14 protein-coding genes and 1 pseudogene are annotated in these 16,660 nt (G+C 76.0%); 8 read left to right on the top strand and 7 right to left on the bottom strand.

Features of this window, described 5'->3' with window-relative positions:
- Positions 1–75: 75 nt before the first annotated feature.
- Positions 76–915 (bottom strand): annotated as a pseudogene (locus ABD363_RS08265) (D-alanyl-D-alanine carboxypeptidase family protein); the annotation flags it as partial.
- Between the two features lie 189 nt (positions 916–1,104).
- Between ABD363_RS08265 and ABD363_RS08260 the strand changes: the two are divergent.
- The gene (locus ABD363_RS08260; protein ID WP_344601190.1) at positions 1,105–1,830 is read left to right on the top strand and encodes a class I SAM-dependent methyltransferase; all 726 of its coding nucleotides are present in this window, start codon (positions 1,105–1,107) and stop codon (positions 1,828–1,830) included.
- Between the two features lie 196 nt (positions 1,831–2,026).
- Here the strand turns inward: ABD363_RS08260 and ABD363_RS08255 are convergent, their stop codons facing one another.
- The 3 genes from ABD363_RS08255 to ABD363_RS08245 all read right to left on the bottom strand — a co-directional run bounded on the left by ABD363_RS08255 (position 2,027) and on the right by ABD363_RS08245 (position 4,737).
- On the bottom strand, positions 2,027–2,995 hold the full coding sequence (locus ABD363_RS08255; RefSeq protein WP_344601188.1) for an acetylxylan esterase: 969 nt from the start codon (positions 2,993–2,995) through the stop codon (positions 2,027–2,029).
- A 391-nt stretch (positions 2,996–3,386) separates the two neighbouring features.
- Positions 3,387–4,106, bottom strand: a complete 720-nt coding sequence (locus ABD363_RS08250; protein WP_425577956.1) for a ferredoxin reductase — start codon at positions 4,104–4,106, stop codon at positions 3,387–3,389.
- 28 nt (positions 4,107–4,134) lie between these two features.
- Positions 4,135–4,737 (bottom strand): sulfite oxidase-like oxidoreductase, encoded by a 603-nt coding sequence (locus ABD363_RS08245; protein WP_344601185.1) that lies wholly within the window; start codon positions 4,735–4,737, stop codon positions 4,135–4,137.
- 312 nt (positions 4,738–5,049) lie between these two features.
- Between ABD363_RS08245 and ABD363_RS08240 the strand changes: the two genes are divergently transcribed.
- Together ABD363_RS08240 and ABD363_RS08235 are read left to right on the top strand one after the other, a co-directional pair.
- Positions 5,050–5,823, top strand: a complete 774-nt coding sequence (locus tag ABD363_RS08240) for a GNAT family N-acetyltransferase (protein ID WP_344601183.1) — start codon at positions 5,050–5,052, stop codon at positions 5,821–5,823.
- A gap of 339 nt (positions 5,824–6,162) precedes the next feature.
- Positions 6,163–7,005 carry a putative protein N(5)-glutamine methyltransferase gene (locus tag ABD363_RS08235; protein ID WP_344601181.1) on the top strand — a complete coding sequence of 281 codons (843 nt, stop codon included), beginning with the start codon at positions 6,163–6,165 and terminating at the stop codon, positions 7,003–7,005.
- Between the two features lie 67 nt (positions 7,006–7,072).
- Here ABD363_RS08235 and ABD363_RS08230 read toward each other — a convergent pair whose 3' ends face one another.
- The gene (locus ABD363_RS08230; RefSeq protein ID WP_344601179.1) at positions 7,073–9,151 is read right to left on the bottom strand and encodes a SpoIIE family protein phosphatase; all 2,079 of its coding nucleotides are present in this window, start codon (positions 9,149–9,151) and stop codon (positions 7,073–7,075) included.
- 265 nt (positions 9,152–9,416) lie between these two features.
- Here ABD363_RS08230 and ABD363_RS08225 point away from each other — a divergent pair, with 265 nt between their 5' ends.
- From ABD363_RS08225 to ABD363_RS08210, 4 genes are all read left to right on the top strand, one after another.
- On the top strand, positions 9,417–10,289 hold the full coding sequence (locus ABD363_RS08225; RefSeq protein WP_344601178.1) for a hypothetical protein: 873 nt from the start codon (positions 9,417–9,419) through the stop codon (positions 10,287–10,289).
- A 143-nt stretch (positions 10,290–10,432) separates the two neighbouring features.
- Positions 10,433–10,804, top strand: a complete 372-nt coding sequence (locus tag ABD363_RS08220) for a hypothetical protein (protein WP_344601176.1) — start codon at positions 10,433–10,435, stop codon at positions 10,802–10,804.
- A 231-nt stretch (positions 10,805–11,035) separates the two neighbouring features.
- Complete coding sequence (locus ABD363_RS08215; RefSeq protein ID WP_344601174.1) at positions 11,036–13,051, top strand: oxidoreductase; 2,016 nt, start codon at positions 11,036–11,038, stop codon at positions 13,049–13,051.
- Positions 13,052–13,082: 31 nt separating this feature from the next.
- Positions 13,083–13,634, top strand: a complete 552-nt coding sequence (locus ABD363_RS08210) for a PadR family transcriptional regulator (protein ID WP_344601172.1) — start codon at positions 13,083–13,085, stop codon at positions 13,632–13,634.
- Between the two features lie 148 nt (positions 13,635–13,782).
- Here the strand turns inward: ABD363_RS08210 and ABD363_RS08205 are convergent, their stop codons facing one another.
- Together ABD363_RS08205 and ABD363_RS08200 are read right to left on the bottom strand one after the other, a co-directional pair.
- Entirely contained in the window at positions 13,783–14,328 is a 546-nt protein-coding gene (locus ABD363_RS08205) for a hypothetical protein (RefSeq protein WP_344601170.1), read from the bottom strand.
- A 227-nt stretch (positions 14,329–14,555) separates the two neighbouring features.
- A complete protein-coding gene (locus tag ABD363_RS08200; protein ID WP_344601168.1) occupies positions 14,556–15,557 on the bottom strand; it encodes a fibronectin type III domain-containing protein in 1,002 nt (333 codons plus the stop codon).
- A gap of 353 nt (positions 15,558–15,910) precedes the next feature.
- Here ABD363_RS08200 and ABD363_RS08195 point away from each other — a divergent pair, with 353 nt between their 5' ends.
- Positions 15,911–16,609 (top strand): glycoside hydrolase family 75 protein, encoded by a 699-nt coding sequence (locus tag ABD363_RS08195; protein WP_344601166.1) that lies wholly within the window; start codon positions 15,911–15,913, stop codon positions 16,607–16,609.
- Positions 16,610–16,660 lie beyond the last annotated feature (51 nt).

The following is a 16,660-nucleotide window of genomic DNA, read 5'->3' as shown; positions in this document are numbered from 1 at the left end:
GCCGCCCGCCCGGGGGTTCAGCACCGTCACCACGAGGGTGCGCCCGCCCCGGCGGGCGGCGGCGACGAGGGTGTGGCCCGCGCGGCTGGTGTAGCCGTTCTTGATCCCGACCAGCCCCGGGTACCGCTCGACGCCGTCCGCGCCGGTCAGCAGCCGGTTGGTGTTGCGGATCGGGTACGACTGCCCGCTGCCGCGGCCCGGGAAGACGGCCTGCACCGTGGCGCTGTACCGCGCGAACTCCCGGCTGCGCAGCCCCGCCCGGCCGAAGACCGCCAGGTCGTACGCCGACGACACCTGGCCCGGGGTGTCGTAGCCGTCGGGCGAGAGGACCCGTGTGTCGTGGGCGCCCAGGGCCCGGGCCCTGGCCTGCATCCGCTCGGCCGCGGACCGCCAGCCGCCGGTGAGCGCGGCCAGGACGCGCACGGCGTCGTTGCCGGAGCTGAGGAAGACTCCGTGCCACAGGTCGGACACCCGGTAGGTGCGGCCCTCGGCGACCCCGACCAGGCTGCTGCCCGGCCCGATGCCCCGCAGCTCCCGCTCGTCGACCCGGTGCCTGAGGCCGCCGGGCAGCACCGGCAGCACCGTGAGGGCGAACAGCGTCTTCAGGGTGCTGGCGGGCGGCAGCCTGCGGTGCGCGTCGTGCGCGGCGAGCACCTCGCCGGTGCGGGCGTCGGCCACCAGCCACGACCGGGCGGAGACGTCCGGGACCCCGGGCGCTCCGGGACGCGGCCGGACCTGCGTCCCGGAGCGGTACAGCAGGGCCGGTCCCGGCACCCTCGCGCGCGGACCGCCCGGCGCGCCGGGCTCCGCCCCCGCACCGCCCCCCGCCACCGCGGCGGGCGTGAGCGCCAGCAGACCCGCCACGCCGAGCGCGCAGGCGGACGCGACGCCCCGGGAAGTCGATCCGATCTTCATGTCGCAAACGTAGGAACAGCGCCTCGGGACGCCGCGCTGCCCGGGCCGAACGGCGTCCGCCGGCACCCGGACGGTGGATGCGGCCCGGGCCGTCGGCGCGCGGGCGCCGGCCGGATCCTCCGGTGCGCGCGGCCCGTGACGCCGCGGCAGCGGCTCCGCGCGAAGGGGTCCTCCCCGTAGGCTGGTCGGGTGTTCAGCCCCCGAGGCCCCGGCCCGCGCGAACTCGCCGTCCAGGCGCTGTCGTCCGTGGAGCGCGGCTACGACCTGCTCGCGCCGAAGTTCGACCACACCCCGTTCCGGACGCCGGGTCCCGTACTGGACGCCGTCGCCTCGGCGCTGGCGCGGACGGGGCCCTTCGAGACCGGGCTCGACCTGTGCTGCGGCACCGGCGCGGGCGTCGGGGTGCTGGCACGGGTGTGCCGGCGGAGCGTCACCGGGGTCGACTTCAGCGCGGGCATGCTCGCCGTCGCCCGTGAGCGGACCCGGCCCGCCGGGGTACCGGTCGCCTGGGTCCGCGCGGACGCCCGCGCGCTGCCGTTCGCGTCCGCCTTCGACCTCGTGGTGAGCTTCGGCGCGTTCGGGCACTTCCTGCCCCGCGAACGGCCCGGGCTGTTCGCCCAGGTGCGCTCCGTGCTGCGGCCGGGCGGCCGCTTCGCCTTCCCGGTCGTCGCCCCGCCCCGTCCCGGATCCCCGGCGTACTGGGGGCTGCTGGGCTTCGACACGGTGATGCGGGTGCGCAACGCGCTGTGGCGGCCGCCGTTCGTCATGTACTACCGCACGTTCCGCTTCGGGGACGTGCGGCGGGAGCTGCTGCGCGCGGGATTCGGGGTGGAGCTGTACGCCCTGCCCGAGTTCGGACGGCGCGGTGACGGCAGTCCCCGCGTCCGGCTGGTCGTGGCCCGCCGCCCGGACTGACGGGCGCCCTTGCCCGCTCCGCCCACCAGGCCCGGCCCGCGCCCACCGGCCCGGCCGCGGCGACCGCGAGCCGGCGCCGCACGGCGCTCGGGCAGGGCCTGCCGGCGGTCCGCCGGCAGGCCATCACGCGCCGCCGCGGCCCGGGGGCCATGACCGGCCGGCCGGGCGGAACCCGGCCCGTGCGAAGGGCCGGGGGTCAGGCGTACGAGCGCAGCCAGCGCAGCTTGGCCGCCTCCTGGAACGGGCCGCCGCCCTCGTGGTCGTTGAAGTCGTAGACCTCGATCGTCTTGTCGTCGTGCGCCCAGGCGTTGAACGCCGCGAAGACGGTCGACGGCGGGCAGGTCTGGTCCTCCAGGGCCGCCGAGAACAGCGCCGGGGCCCGGCCGCGGGCGGCGAAGTGCACGCCGTCGAAGTAGGAGAGGGTGCGCAGGGCGTCGTCGGTGCGGCCGCGGTGGGTCTTGAGGTAGAGGCCGATCTCCCGGTAGGGGTGACGGTCCGTCAGCGTGGCCGCGCGCGGGAAGTCGCACAGGAACGGCACGTCCGGCGCGATCGCCGCGAGGTCCGGGACCAGGCCGCCCACCGCGATCGTGATCCCGCCGCCCTGGCTGCCGCCGACGGCGACGGTGCGGGCCGGGTCGGTCAGCGGGTGCGAGCGGGCCGCCTCGACGGCCCGCACCGCGTCCGTGAACACGCGGCGGTAGTAGTAGTTCTCGGGCGCGTCGATGCCGCGGGTCATGAATCCGGGGTAGGCGGGCGCGCCGCCCATAGGGTCCGCGGTCCCGCCTCCGGCGCCCCAGGCGCTGCCCTGTCCGCGGGTGTCCATGACGAAGTGCGCCCGGCCCGTGGACGCCCACAGCAGGTGCTCGTGGGGCAGGCCGCGGCCGCCGCCGTAGCCGATGAACTCGACCACCAGCGGCAGCGGCTCCTCGGCCCCGGCGGGCAGCGTCAGCCAGCCCTTGACGGGGTGACCGCCGAACCCGGCGAACGTCACGTCGTACACCCGCACCGTGGCCAGGCCCGTGTCGACCGGTTCGAAACGGGCGTCCAGGTCGTGCTCGCGGGCCTCCTGGAGGGTCTTGGACCAGAAGGCGTCGAAGTCCTCGGGCTCGGTGGAGGAACTGCGGTACGCGCGGAGTTCGTCGAGGGGAAGGTCGAACAGGGCCATGGGGAACCGCCTTCGCGAAGGGACAGTACCGATGATCACACCGTACGCGGGTGGTCGGAGGACTCGCCAGGCCCGCACGGCGGTCCGGTGGCGCGGAAGGCCCCGCGGCCGGCGGTGAGCCGCTGGTCGGTGGGGTGGAGGCGTCGCGGGGGGACGGCGGACGGGAGGCGCCCGGCGGACGGTTCCCGGGGAGGTGGTCGGGTCACCGTGCGGGCGGGGCGGCCCCGTCCCCGGCGGCGCGTCGCCCATCGCGGCCCGGTGCGGGCCCGTCCCCGCTCCGCCCGGCGAGCCGGCGCCGCGTGCGAGGAGGGCCACGACCGGCACGGCGGGCGCCCCGCCGGGGCCGGACGACCGGCCGTGCCGCCGCACGGGCGCCCGGGCGCCGCGCCGGTCAGCCGAAGCGCTCGATGCGGATGCGGTCCACGGGCTGCCCGGCCGCCACCAGCAGCCGGGCGGCGTGTTCGGCGAAGGAGTTGGAGCCGCACACGTACGCCTCCCACCCGCCGGGCGGCGCCTCGGCCATGAGCGGCGCCACATGGGCGGCCGACAGCCGTCCCACCGGCACGCCCTCCGGCGCGCTCCGCGTGAACACCGGCGTCGTCTCCGCGCCCAGCTCCCGCGCGTAGAGGAGCTCTTCGGGACTGCGGGCGGACACCAGCAGCCGCAGCGGCACCGCGAGCCGCCGCGCCCGGTGGTACCGCACCATCGACATCAGCGGTACGACCCCGGAACCGGCGCCGATCAGCAGCGCGGGCCGGTCGCCCGGCCAGGCGAAGAAGCCGCTGAGCGGGCCCCGCACCTCGACCCGGTCACCGGGCCGGGCCACGGTGTGGAACCAGCCGGAGACCTCGCCGTCCTCGAGGTGGTCGAGGGTCAGCTCGAGGTGGCCGGAGTCGTCGGGCGCGGAGGCGATCGAGTAGTGCCGCTGGGCCACGTACCCGTCCTCGGCGGTCAGCCGCAGCAGCAGGTGCTGGCCGGGCAGATGCCCCGGCCAGCCGGGCACGGCGAACCGGAAGGTGGCCGCGCGGGGGGTCTCACGGCGGATCCCGGTGAGGGTGGCGGTCCGCCACGTCCCGGCGGTCCCGCCGTCCACGGCGATGCGTCCGGGCACGGCGAACCGCGCCGGGGGAGGGGAGATGTCAGTCACCGGAGTACCGCTGCTCCTCCCAGGGGTTGCCGCGGGCGTGGTAGCCGTTCCGCTCCCAGAAACCCGGCTCGTCGTGGTCGAGGAGGGTCAGGCCCGCGATCCACTTGGCGCTCTTCCAGAAGTACAGGTGCGGCACCAGCAGCCGCGCCGGGCCGCCGTGCTCGGGGGCGAGCGGCTCGCCGTCGTACTCCCAGGCGATCCAGGCGCGCCCGCCGGTCAGGTCGGCGAGCGGCAGGTTGGTGGTGTAGCCGGTGTGCGCGCGGGCGAGGGCGTGGGTGGCGGACGCGTGCGGGCGGACCGCCTCCAGGAAGGCGTCCAGGGACACGCCCCCGAACCGCGTCCCGAACTTCGACCAGCCCGTCACGCAGTGGATGGCGCCCTCGTACGCCGTCGCCGGCAGCGCGTGCGCCTGCTCCCAGGTCCAGGTGCGGGCCTCCTCGACCAGGCCGTCGATGCGGAAGGTCCAGTCGGCGGGCGCCAGATCGGGCGTGACCTCGGCGGACAGCACGGGCCAGTCGTCGCCCGCGTCGTACTGGCCGGGCGGCAGCCCGGGATCGGGGGCACGGCGTCCGGTGAAACCTCGGGTGATGTTCATACGGGTGTTCGTTCTCCGGGTCGCGCGGCGAGCGGTGGTCCGCGGGTCGGGCGTGGACGATGCTTACGCATTCAACCGTACGTGCTCCGGGGCGGCCCCCTCCCGCCGGGTGGGAGCGTGATCGCCGGGACAGCCGCCGACGCGGCGTCGGCCGTCGGGATCCCGGCCGACCGGGCCCCGACCGTGAAGGCCGTGTGAACTCCGCGGCGCCGCGGGAATAGCCGCTCGCCGATCCTCCTTGCCGCCCGGTGCCGGGCCCGGTGTGCCCGGCGGCACCGGGTGTGCCGGTCACGGGAAGGAGCGTACGCGCAGGTGGACACGGTCAGGCAGTACCAGTCGGAGGCGGCCGGGCCGCCCCTCTCCCGTCCGCACGTCCTGGACCATCCGGCCCGCGCCGCCCTCACCGGTCCGCACGCCCGGTTCGCCGAGCGGCGCGGACGGGTGCTGCGCTACCCCGTCGACGTGACGCCCTGGCTGGCGCTGCCCGACGAGCCGGACGCCGGGGACTGGGCGGACCTCGCGGCACTCGCCGGCCCGGGGGCCGAGGTCCCGCTGCTCGGTTTCACCGGGGACGTCCCGGCCGGCTGGCAGGTCACCTGGCGGATCGGGGGCGTGCAGATGGTGGACGAGGGCCTGGCCGCCGCACCGGACCCGGAGGCGGTCCGCCTCGGCCCCGCCGACGTGCCCGAGATGCTCGACCTGGTCGCCCGCACCCGCCCCGGCCCCTTCCTGCCCCGCACCATCGAGCTCGGCACCTACCTGGGCATACGCCGCGGCGGCGCCCTCGTCGCCATGGCGGGGGAGCGGCTGCGCCCGCCGGGGTGGACCGAGATCAGCGCGGTCTGCACCGACCCCGCCTTCCGCGGCCGGGGCCTGGCCGCCCGGCTGATCGCCGCCGTCGCCCACGGCATCCGCGCCCGGGGCGAGACCCCGTTCCTGCACACCGGCGCCGACAACACCCCGGCCATCCGCCTGTACGAGGCGCTCGGCTTCCGGCTGCGCCGCACCACGGCGTTCCTCACCGTCCGCGCCCCCGAGCGGCGCGCGGACGGACGGGCCGCGCCGGTGCCGCACCGGGCGCACTGACCGCGGGCGCCGCGGGCGGCCGTCCGCGTCGGTGCGCCCTCGGCCGTCGGCTGTCCCCGGCCACGCGTTGTACCGCCTCGGACAGGCGGCGCACCGCGTCGGGTCCTCCTCCGGCCGGTCCGCCCGCCGCTCCCGGGGCGAAGGCGTCCGCGGGGACGGCCCGGGGCCGGTCGTTTCGGATAGGGTTGCGGTCCGGCCGCGGACCGTCCCGGCCGTCGTACGGCGAGGAGGTGGGACCCATCACCGCTGTGTCGGCCCGGGTGCTCCCGTCCCAGGACCGCGCGGATCGCCGGTAGGCGACCGCGAGAGCGCCCTTGTTCCCGAAAGGCCCCCGGCTCCATGCCTGCTGCGTCCTCTCCGTCCCCGTCCTCCTCTGCGTCACCGCCGTCCGTGCCACCGCCGTCCGTGCCACCGCCGTCCCGCGCCCCGGTCGTCGCCGCGCTCCGCGCCGCCGGCTGCGTCTTCGCCGAGGACGAGGCGGAGTTGCTCCTGGCCGCCGCCCGCACCCCGGACGAGCTCACCGCCCTGGTGGACCGCCGCGTCACCGGCGAGCCCCTCGAACTCGTCCTCGGCTGGGCCGAGTTCCGGGGGCTGCGCATCGCCGTGGAACCCGGCGTCTTCGTACCCCGCCGCCGCACCGAGTTCCTCGTGGAACAGGCCCTCGCCCAGGCGCCCGGCGCGACCGTCGTCGTGGACCTGTGCTGCGGCTCGGGAGCCCTCGGCGCGGCCCTGGCCGACGCGCTCGGCCCGGTCGAGCTGCACGCCGCCGACATCGACCCCGCCGCGGTGCGCTGCGCCCGCCGCAACGTCGCCGCCGCCGGCGGCCGGGTGCACACGGGCGACCTGTTCGAGGCGCTGCCCGGCGAACTGCGCGGACGCGTCGGCGTCCTCGTGGCCAACGTGCCGTACGTCCCCACCGGCGAGGTCGGCCTGCTGCCCGCGGAGGCCCGGGAGCACGAGCCGCTGGTCGCCCTCGACGGCGGTGCGGACGGCCTCGACGTGCTGCGCCGGGTCGCCGCCGAGGCGCCCCGGTGGCTCGCGCCCGGCGGCTGCGTCCTGGTCGAGACGAGCGAACGCCAGGCGCCGGCGGCCGTCGACGCCTTCGCCCGCAGTGGCCTGACGACCCGTCTGGCCGTCTCCGAGGAGCTGTACGCCCACGTCGTGACCGGCGTCCGGCCGTAAGCCCGGCGGCCCGGCCCGCCGATGGCGGTACGACGGGCCGGGCGCCGCCCCCGCGCGCCCGGCCCGCCTACGCCGGTGCCGTCGCCCGCGCGATGAGCAGCGCCACGTCGTCGGCGTTGTCCGGCTCGTGCAGAGCGCGCAGCAGCAGGTCGCAGACCTCCTCCAGCGGGCGGTCCGGACCGTCGAGCAGGGACAGCAGCCGGTCCAGCCGCTCGTCCAGCGAGTGCCGCCGCGTCTCGACCAGGCCGTCGGTGTAGAACACCAGCCGGTCACCGGGCTCCAGGCCGACGGTGGTGGTGGAGAAGGAGACGCCGCCCACGCCCAGCGGCACCCCCGTGGGCAGGTCGAGCAGTTCCGGGGGGTGCCCGGTGCGGACCCGGACCGGCGGCAGGTGCCCGGCGACGGCGATCCGGCACTGCCGCAGATGCGGGTCGTGGACGGCGTAGACGCAGGTGGCGATGGCCTGGTCCGGGCCCGTGGTGCCGCGGTCCAGGTGCTCCAGCACCCGGGCCGGGTCCAGGTCCAGGGAGGCCAGGGTGTTCGTCGCCGTGCGCAGCCGGCCCATGGTCGCCGCCGCCGTGATGCCGCTGCCCATCACGTCGCCCACCACCAGCGCCGTCTTGCAGCCCTCCAGCGGGATCACGTCGAACCAGTCGCCGCCGATCTCACTGGTGGCCTCCGCCGGCTGGTAGCGGGAGGCGACCTCCAGCCCGCCCGTCACCGACGGATGGCTGGGCAGCAGGCTGCGCTGCAGGGTGAGGGCGGTGTTGCGGGCGTTCTGGTACCAGCGGGCGTTGTCGATCTGCACGGCCGCGCGGGCGGCCAGCTCCCGGGCCAGCAGCAGGTCGTCCTCGCCGAACGGCAGCGGGTTGTGCGTCCGCTTCAGGTCGAGCGCGCCGAGCACCTCGCCGCGCGCGATCAGCGGTACGGCCAGGTAGGAGTGCAGGCCCGCCCGGCCCAGCAGCTCGGCCGCCAGCGGGGAGCGGGCGATGCGGAGCAGGTCGACGTCCTTCACCCGCGGCACCATCACCGGGCGGCCGGTGCGCACGCACTCGGTGACGAGACGGTCGGGCGCGTACCGGGCGACCTGGCCGGGCGGATCGGCCGCTCCCAGCGCCTCCGGGGATTCGTACGCCCGGACGGCCAGGGAGCGGATCAGCGCGGGCTCGGCCGGGTCCAGACTGCTGCGGCGGCCCTTCACCACCGCGTCCAGCAGATCCACCGCCGCGACGTCGGCGAGCTCCGGCACCGCCACGTCGGTCAGCTCACGGGCGGTGCGGTCCAGGTCCAGGGTGGTGCCGATGCGGGTCGAGGCGTCCGCGATGAGGGCCAGACGCCGGCGGGCGGTCTCCGCCTCGACGCCGGCCCGGTGCTGTTCGGTGACGTCCACGACCGACACGGCCACGCCCAGCACGTGGCCGAACGCGTCCTCCAGCCGGTAGAGCGAGACCGACCAGGTGTGGTCCTCCCGCGGATCGGCCGGGGTCCGGCCGGTCGTGGGCCGGTCGACGAGCGGTCGGCCGGTCTCCAGGACCTGGCGCGCCGCGGACTCCAGCATGTCCGTGTCCAGCTGGGGCAGCACCTCGCGGACCGTGTGGCCGAGGTGTTCCTCGGCGGGGAGGCCGTCGATCCGCTCCAGCGCCGGGTTGACCGAGACGTACCGCAGCTCCGTGTCCAGGACGGCCAGCCCGATCGGCGACTGCGCGATGATCCGCGTCGACAGCGCCACGTCCCGCTCCACCTGGCGCACGGTCGACTGGTCCGCGCACAGGCCCAGCGCGTACACGTCGCCCCGGTCGTCCAGGAGCCGCATGTTGCGGAACTCCACCAGCCGCGTGGTGCCGTCCTTGCGCCGGACCGGGAAGGCCCCGGCCCAGCTCCGGCCGGTGTCCATGACCTCCGAGAACAGTTCGACGACCACGTCGAGGTGCTGTTCGTGGACCATGATCCGGGCGGCGTACTGGCCGAGCGCCTCCTGCGCGGTGTAGCCGAACAGCTCCTCGGCCTGCGGGCTCCACAGCACGATCCGTCCCCGGGTGTCCAGGACCACCGAGGCCACGCCCAGCACGTCGAGCAGCCCGCTCGGGCGCACCGGACCGCGGGGCGGCTCGTCGGCCCCGACCACGGGTGACCCGGCTGCACTCATCCCACGCCCTGCCTTCGCCGTCTCGCGCGGCACGCCCTTCCCGGTGCCGGCTCCCTGTCCCACCGCACACAGGGCCGATTCCCGGACGTCCCTGCTGATTCCTTCCATCTTCCTCCGTCCGCAGGACGCCCGCCGCCTCGCGGATGTTCACCGGGGCGGGGCGGAACGGACCCGGACCGTCCATAAATCTGGTGTGTACATGACCTCCTTGGCCCGCCACACTGTGCGCCGAGTGCGTGTCCCCCCCCCACGAAGGAGCCGATCCATGCCCCTGCGCGCCCGGCGACGTCGTCACGCGGTCCTGGCCGGACTCGCCGCTCTCGCCACCGCCGCCGTCCTGTCGGCCGCCCCGCCGGCCTCGGCCGCCGACACCTGGACCGAGACGGGCTCCGACCGGGCCGACCCGCTGACCGAGAGCCAGGGACTGACCTCGGTCGAGGTCCCGGCCGGCAGCCCCAACCGGTACACCGGCATCGGCACCATCCCCATCGGCGTGAGCAGCCGCGGCTGGAACCACGTCGGTGACCCCGACGCCTCCTACGACGGCCACTACGTCGAGCCGTACCAGCGCGACGACGGCGCCGCCAAGATGTTCCGGGTGCAGGCGCCGGGCGGCGGCTGGTCGGAGTACGTCCACGCCCTCGGCGCCGGGGAGGCCCCGAACAACTCCTGGGTCGCGATCGCGCCGGACGGCCAGTGGATGCTGGCGGGCGAGTGGGGCACCATGAGCCGGCTGCTGGTCTTCCCCACCCCCGGCGTCAACCCGGACACCTCGCCCGCGGCGAACCTCCCGCAGGTGTCCACGGTCGTCCTCGACCACCCCGTGCGCGACGTGCAGGGCTGCGACTTCACCGGGCCCACCCGGCTGCTGTGCTCCTCCGACGACCCGGCGGGCACCCTGTTCGGCGTCACCAAGCCGCTCCTCCAGATCGACCTGTCGGCCGAACCGGGCACGGCGGACGTGACCGGTCACGTCACCGCGCTGCGCCGGCTCCCGCTGCGCAGCGGCTGCTCGGGCACCTTCGAGGCCGAGGGCGTCGACTACGACCGCCGCACCGGCACCCTGCGCGTGATCGTGCTGTCGCCCGGCTTCTGCCTGCTGACCGACAGCAGGACCTACCGCTTCACCCGGGGCTGAGCCCCGCACCGCGCCACCCGCGCCGGCCGTGCTCCGGCGCGGGTGGTGCTTTTCCCGCGGCGGGGGTTTTCTTGGGGGGGGGGGGCGCGGTCCGCGGACCTCGTCCGCGGTGCCGCATCGCGGCCACGAGAGGAGCGATCACGATGGACGGCGAGCGAACGCACCCGGAATCCGTCTCGGTCGAGATCAGCGGATGCGACAAGGACGACGCCCAGGTCGTGTTCGACACCCTGTGCGCGTGCTTCGCGTCCGACCGGTGCGCCGACGACGTGCCCCGGGAGTACCACGAGGTGCGTCCGACCGTGTGGCTCGGCACCTTCGACGTCGCCGACGCCCACCGGGGCGACTGCGGCCCCGCCCGGCTGAAGGGGTCCGTCACCGCCGACGCGCAGGGCGGCTACTGGGCGATCGAACGGCTCCGCGCCACGCTGGACGACCTGTTCACCGTGCAGGACCTGTCCGCCGCGTCCGGGGACCAGGAGCGGGACCTGCACGTACGGCTGGAGAGCCGGTGAGCTCTCCGGCGCCGGAAAGGACGGCCACGGCCCGCCGACAGGCGGTGCGGGCGGGCGGTGCGGGCGAGGCCCGCCCGCACCGCCCCGTGCCTCCGGGCCCCGCCCGCGCCCCGCCGCGCCCGGACCCTGCGCGTACGCCTGTGCCCTCCGCCACCTCCTTGTGCAACTAGTTGCACAACTGGTCGGGGGTCCTCTACAACGGAGGGCACCACCCCGCGCACGGAGGGCCCGATGAGCCGCTACCCCCACCTGCTGAGCCCGCTCGACCTGGGCTTCACCACCCTGCCCAACCGCGTCCTCATGGGCTCCATGCACGTCGGCCTGGAGGAGGCGGAGCGCGGCTTCGAGCGCATGGCCGCGTTCTACGCCGCCCGGGCCCGCGGGGGAGCGGGCCTGATCGTCACCGGCGGCATCGCGCCCAACGAGGAGGGGCGGTCCCACGAGGACGGCGCCAAGCTCACCACCGAGGCGGAGGCCGAGCGGCACCGGACCGTCACCGAGGCCGTGCACCGCGAGGGCGGCCGGATCGCCCTGCAGATCCTGCACTTCGGCCGCTACGCCTCCCACCGGGACCTGGTGGCGCCCAGCCCGCTCCAGGCGCCGATCAGCCCCCACCCGCCCCGCGAGCTCACCGACGCCGAGGTCGAGCGGACCGTCGACGACTACGCCCGGACCGCCCGGCTCGCCCGGCGGGCCGGCTACGACGGCGTGGAGATCATGGGCTCCGAGGGCTACCTGATCAACGAGTTCACCGCCGCCCGCACCAACCACCGCACCGACCGCTGGGGCGGCTCGTACGAGAACCGCATGCGCTTCCCCGTCGAGATCGTCCGCCGAGTGCGCGAGGCGGTCGGCGAGGACTTCATCGTCGTCTACCGGCTGTCCATGCTGGACCTCGTGCCCGGCGGCTCCTCGCTGGACGAGGTGATCACGCTCGCCCGGGCGGTCGAGGCCGCCGGCGCGACGATCATCAACACCGGCATCGGCTGGCACGAGGCCCGCATCCCCACCATCGCCACGTCCGTGCCGCGCGGCGCGTACACCTGGGTGACGAAGCGGCTGATGGGCGAGGTGACGGTGCCGCTCGTCACCACCAACCGCATCAACACCCCCGAACTCGCCGAGCGGTTGCTCGCCGAGGGCCACGCCGACCTGGTGTCCATGGCCCGGCCCCTGCTCGCCGACCCCGACTTCGTCGCCAAGGCCGCCGCCGGGCGCCCCGAGGCCATCAACACCTGCATCGGCTGCAACCAGGCCTGCCTGGACCACGCCTTCAGCGGGCGGATCACCTCCTGCCTGGTCAACCCGCGCGCCTGCCACGAGACCGAGCTCGTGCTGTCCCCGGCCCGCACCCGCAAGCGGGTCGCCGTCGTCGGCGCGGGCCCGGCCGGGCTCGCCTGCGCGGTCACCGCGGCCGAACGCGGCCACGCCGTCACGCTGTTCGACGCCGCGCCCGAGATCGGCGGCCAGCTCAACGTCGCCCGCAGGGTCCCCGGCAAGCAGGAGTTCGACGAGACGCTGCGCTACTTCCGCACCCGGCTCGACGAGCAGGGCGTGGACGTACGGCTGGGCACCCCGGTCACCGCCGCGGACCTGGACGGCTACGACGAGGTCGTCGTCGCCACCGGCGTCACCCCGCGCGTCCCCGACATCCCCGGCGTCGACCACCCGAGCGTCCTCGGCTACCTCGACGTCCTGCGCGACGGCGCCCCCGTCGGAGACCGCGTCGCGATCCTCGGCGCGGGCGGCATCGGCTTCGACGTCGCCGAATACCTCACCGACGCCGGCGACCAGGCGCACGAGGACCCCGAGACGTACTTCCGGCGCTGGGGCGTCGACACCCGCTACCGCACCCCCGGCGGCCTCACCGCGCCCGAACGGCCCGCCCCGCCGCGCACCGTCCACCTGCTCCAGCGCAAGACGTCCAAGGTCGGCGCCGGCCTCGGCAGGACCACCGGCTGGATCCACCGCACCGAGCTCAGGCACCGCGGCGTGACCATGGTCCCGGGCGTGCGCTACGACCGGATCGACGACGCGGGGCTGCACCTCACGATCGGCGAGGAGAGCACGGTGCTGGAGGTCGACACGATCGTGCTGTGCACCGGGCAGGAGCCGCGCCGCGGCCTGTACGAGGACCTGACCGCCGCCGGACGCGCCGCGCACCTGATCGGCGGCGCCGACGTGGCGGCCGAACTGGACGCCGAGCGGGCCGTCAAACAGGGCACGGAGCTGGCGGCGGCGCTGTAGACCGGCCCGGGCGCGTCCCTAGGATGACCCCATGTCACTCCCGCACGCGATCCTCACCGCCCTGCTCGAGAAGCCGTCGTCGGGGCTGGAGCTGACCCGCCGGTTCGACCGGTCGATCGGCTACTTCTGGTCGGCGACGCACCAGCAGATCTATCGCGAGCTGGGAAAACTGGAGGCCGAGGGGTACATCCGCGCCCTGCCCGCCGAGCAGCCGGCCCGCGGGCAGAAGAAGAACTACGAGGTCCTGCCGGCGGGCCGCGCCGAACTGGCCCGCTGGAGCGCCGCGTCCCAGGACCCCAAGCCCCTGCGGGACGCGCTGCTGCTGCGGCTGCGCGCCGCGGCCGTGGTCGGCACCGCCGGACTGGAAGCCGATCTGCGGCGCCATCTGGAGCTGCACCAGCGGCAGTTGGCCGAGTACGAGGAGATCGAGAGGCGCGACTTCCCGCCCGGCAGGGACAGCCCCCAGGACCGGCTGAGGCACCTGGTCCTGCGGGCCGGCATCGATCTGGAGACCTTCTGGACACAGTGGCTGCGGCACGCGCTCGAGGAGTTCGCCGAGCTGCCCGGCCACGAGCCGGCCTGACACCGGCCGCCCGTCCCCGGCGCCGGGACACCGGGACGGGCGGCCGGCGCCTGCCGGAGGCCGCCGCGGCAACGCACGGGCGCCGGAACCGGCGGGCCCGCGGCGCGGTTCCGGAACCGGTACGGCCGCGGAACCGGCGGCGCCGGCCTCAGCACCGGTACGGCTTCGACCGGCGGCGCAGGAACCATGCCGCCGCGATGACGCCCGTCCCGACCAGGGCGCCGCCCGCCACGAGCGTGACGGTGCCGTAGTCCTCGACGGACCCGCCCGCTCCGCCCATGACGCCGCGCGACGGCGACGCCGTGGCGGAGACCGTCGGCCTGGCCGTGGGGGTCGCCGTGGAGACGATGACGGTCTGGGTGCCCGCGGTGTTGCCGTTCGAGCACATGACGATGACCGTGTAGGTGCCCGGGCTGACGTTCGACCAGGCGGCGGACTGGGCCGCGCTGGTCCCCGACAGGGCCGCCTGGCGCCCCTGGGCGAAGTTCGCCTGGCCGCTGTTGAGCAGCGAGGCGGTGCCCCAGCTCCCGTTGATCTGGGTGCAGGCGCTCGTCGTCACCGAGACCGTGGATCCCGTGGTGCTCACGGAGATCCCCGTGGCGGCGGTGGCCGGCCCGGCGGCCAGGGCGAGCGGTAGCGCGGCGGCGGCTGCCGCGGTCAGGGCGGTGCGGAGGTGTGGCGATGAGTTGCGCATGTGGACTGTCCTCCGGCGGCACGGTTGGCGGTACATCCCTTGCGCCGCCGAGGATCGGGGAACGCCCGTGCTGCCTCGGGGTCAGCCAATGCGGTCCCGGCCCGGTCCGCATGCCGGACGCGGCCGGGCAGGTGACGCACTGCGCCGTCCGGGGAATGCCCGGAGGGGCGCCCGGTGCGCCTCCGGGCATTCCCCGGATGCTCACCGCCGTGCCCCGCTCCCCGCCCTCACCGTCCGCGCGCCCCGGTCGTCACCGTCCGCTCCGCCGAGAACCCGCCCCAGGTGCCGTCCGGCAGCCTGGCCCGCAGGCGCACCCGGTGCGTGACACCGGCGTCCGCTCCCGCGTAGAAGCTGTACGTCGCCCGGTCGCGCGGCGCCTTCCCGCCGTACACCAGTGACGTGGCGGGACGGCCGTCGAGGTGCACCTGGTACTCCGTGATCACCCCGTCCGTGCGGGGCGGGACCCAGCTGAGGTCGATGTAGTACGCCCCGTCGGCGTGGTGGCTCCTCGCCCGCAGCCCGGTGGGGGCGGTGGCGCGGCCGTCGTCGCTGCCCGGGGTGGTGAGGCGGACGGTGTCCCCGGCGGGGGAGAGGCGGCCGGCCGCGTCCCGGGCCCGGACGGTGAAGGCGTAGCGGGTGCCCGGCCGCAGGCCCGTGACCACGGCGGCCCGCTGGTTCCCGCCCACGCTGTGGACCTTGGCGCCGCCCTGGTAGACGTCGTACGACACCACGCCCCGGTCGTCCGTCGAGGCGGACCAGGACAGCTGGACCGCCCGGCCGCCGGCCGCTCTGCCGCGCGTGGCCGGCGGACGGGTCGGGGCCGAGCGGTCGGCCGCGGCCGCCGCGGGCGTCGTCGCCCGGATCTCGCGGCTGCGCGGTCCGAGCCGCCCCTCGGCGTCCCGCGCCCGCACGGCGAAGACGTACGCGGTGGACGGCCGGAGCCCGGTGACGTCCACCATGTGCTCCGCACCGGGGACGTCCCGCACCTTCGTGGCGCCGCGGTACACCGCGTAGCCCTCGGCGCCGGCGATCGCGTTCCACATCACGTGCACGCTCGTCGCGCTTGCGGCCACGGCCGTGACGCCCGTCGGCACCGCCGGCGGCCGGCCGTCCCCGCCGCTGTCGCTGTTCGCCGCCCCCCGGCCGCAGGCCGCGACCAGGGCGAGAGCGCCGCAGAGCACGGCGCAGCGGCGCAGGAGAGCGGGAACGGGAGCGGGAACGCTGGGCACGACGCTGCCTCCCCGGGACGACACGCCGGAAATGGTCCGGACCAATATGACGCCATTGGCGAGGTCACATCAAGAGGGTGTCGTCGGCGACCGTCCCGGGGGGTTACGTATGCTGAGATCCCTCACGGCTGAAGTCCCCACCACGGGTGAGGAGTTCATGCCCGCGGCGCGGACTGCTGTCGTCGCTGCTCCCGCGCCGCGGGGGGCCGGGGCCCGTGCGCCCGTGCCGGCTCCGGCCCCTGTCCGGCCTCCCGGCACGTACCCGTCCGGTCCTCCTGCGGTGGCCGTGCGATCGATCCCGGGCAGGATGGACCGGGTGCCCGTCCACGTTCCCGACGAGAGGCTCCCGCATCGTGCGTGTCCGGTTGCTGACCCTCGCCGCGGCCGGCGCCGCCCTGCTCGCCGCCACGACCGTCCCCGCCGCGCCCGCCGTACCCCGCCACGAACCGCCGGTCCGGCGCGACGACCGCCCCGTGAGCGCGGCCGAACTCCTCGCCCGGGTGCGGGACTGCGTCCCCGTCTCCCGCGGCCGCTACCGCAGCGACGCCGGGGCGCCCGCGGACATCCCGGTCTGCGGCCTGCGCGAGGCCGTCTTCTGGGAGGCCGACATGGACATCGACTGCGACGGGCGGCCCGGTCCCCGCTGCAACCCGCACACCGACCCCGCCTTCCTCGCGGCGACCGCCTACGCGCAGTCCGACGGCCGCCCGCTCAGCGCCGAGGAACTGCCCTTCGTCGTCGTCCCCGCCCCCAGCGGCATCTGGGACCACCGGGACCACGGCGTGCGCGGCGGGTCGGTCGCGGCCGTCGTCCACGCCGGCCGGGTGCAGTACGCGGTGGTCGGCGACGTGGGCCCGCGCGACATCATCGGCGAGGCCTCCTACGCCACGGCCGAGGCCCTGGGCGTCGACCCCGACCCGCGCACCGGCGGCACACCCTCCGGGGTCACCTACATCGTCTTCAAGGGCAGCCGGGTCGACCCCGTCGAGGACCGGGCCGCCGCCGTGCTGACCGGGGAGCGGCTGGCCCGGTGGTTCGCGCGCGGCGGCTGAGCGCCCGCCGGACCGCGGGCCGGCGGCCGCCGGCGCGCGGGGGACGCCGCG

This window comes from Streptomyces glaucus (assembly GCF_039533365.1).
GTDB lineage: Bacteria > Actinomycetota > Actinomycetes > Streptomycetales > Streptomycetaceae > Streptomyces > Streptomyces glaucus.
The sequence above is the reverse complement of the archived record's forward strand: the minus strand, read 5'-3'. Positions and strand labels throughout refer to the sequence as shown.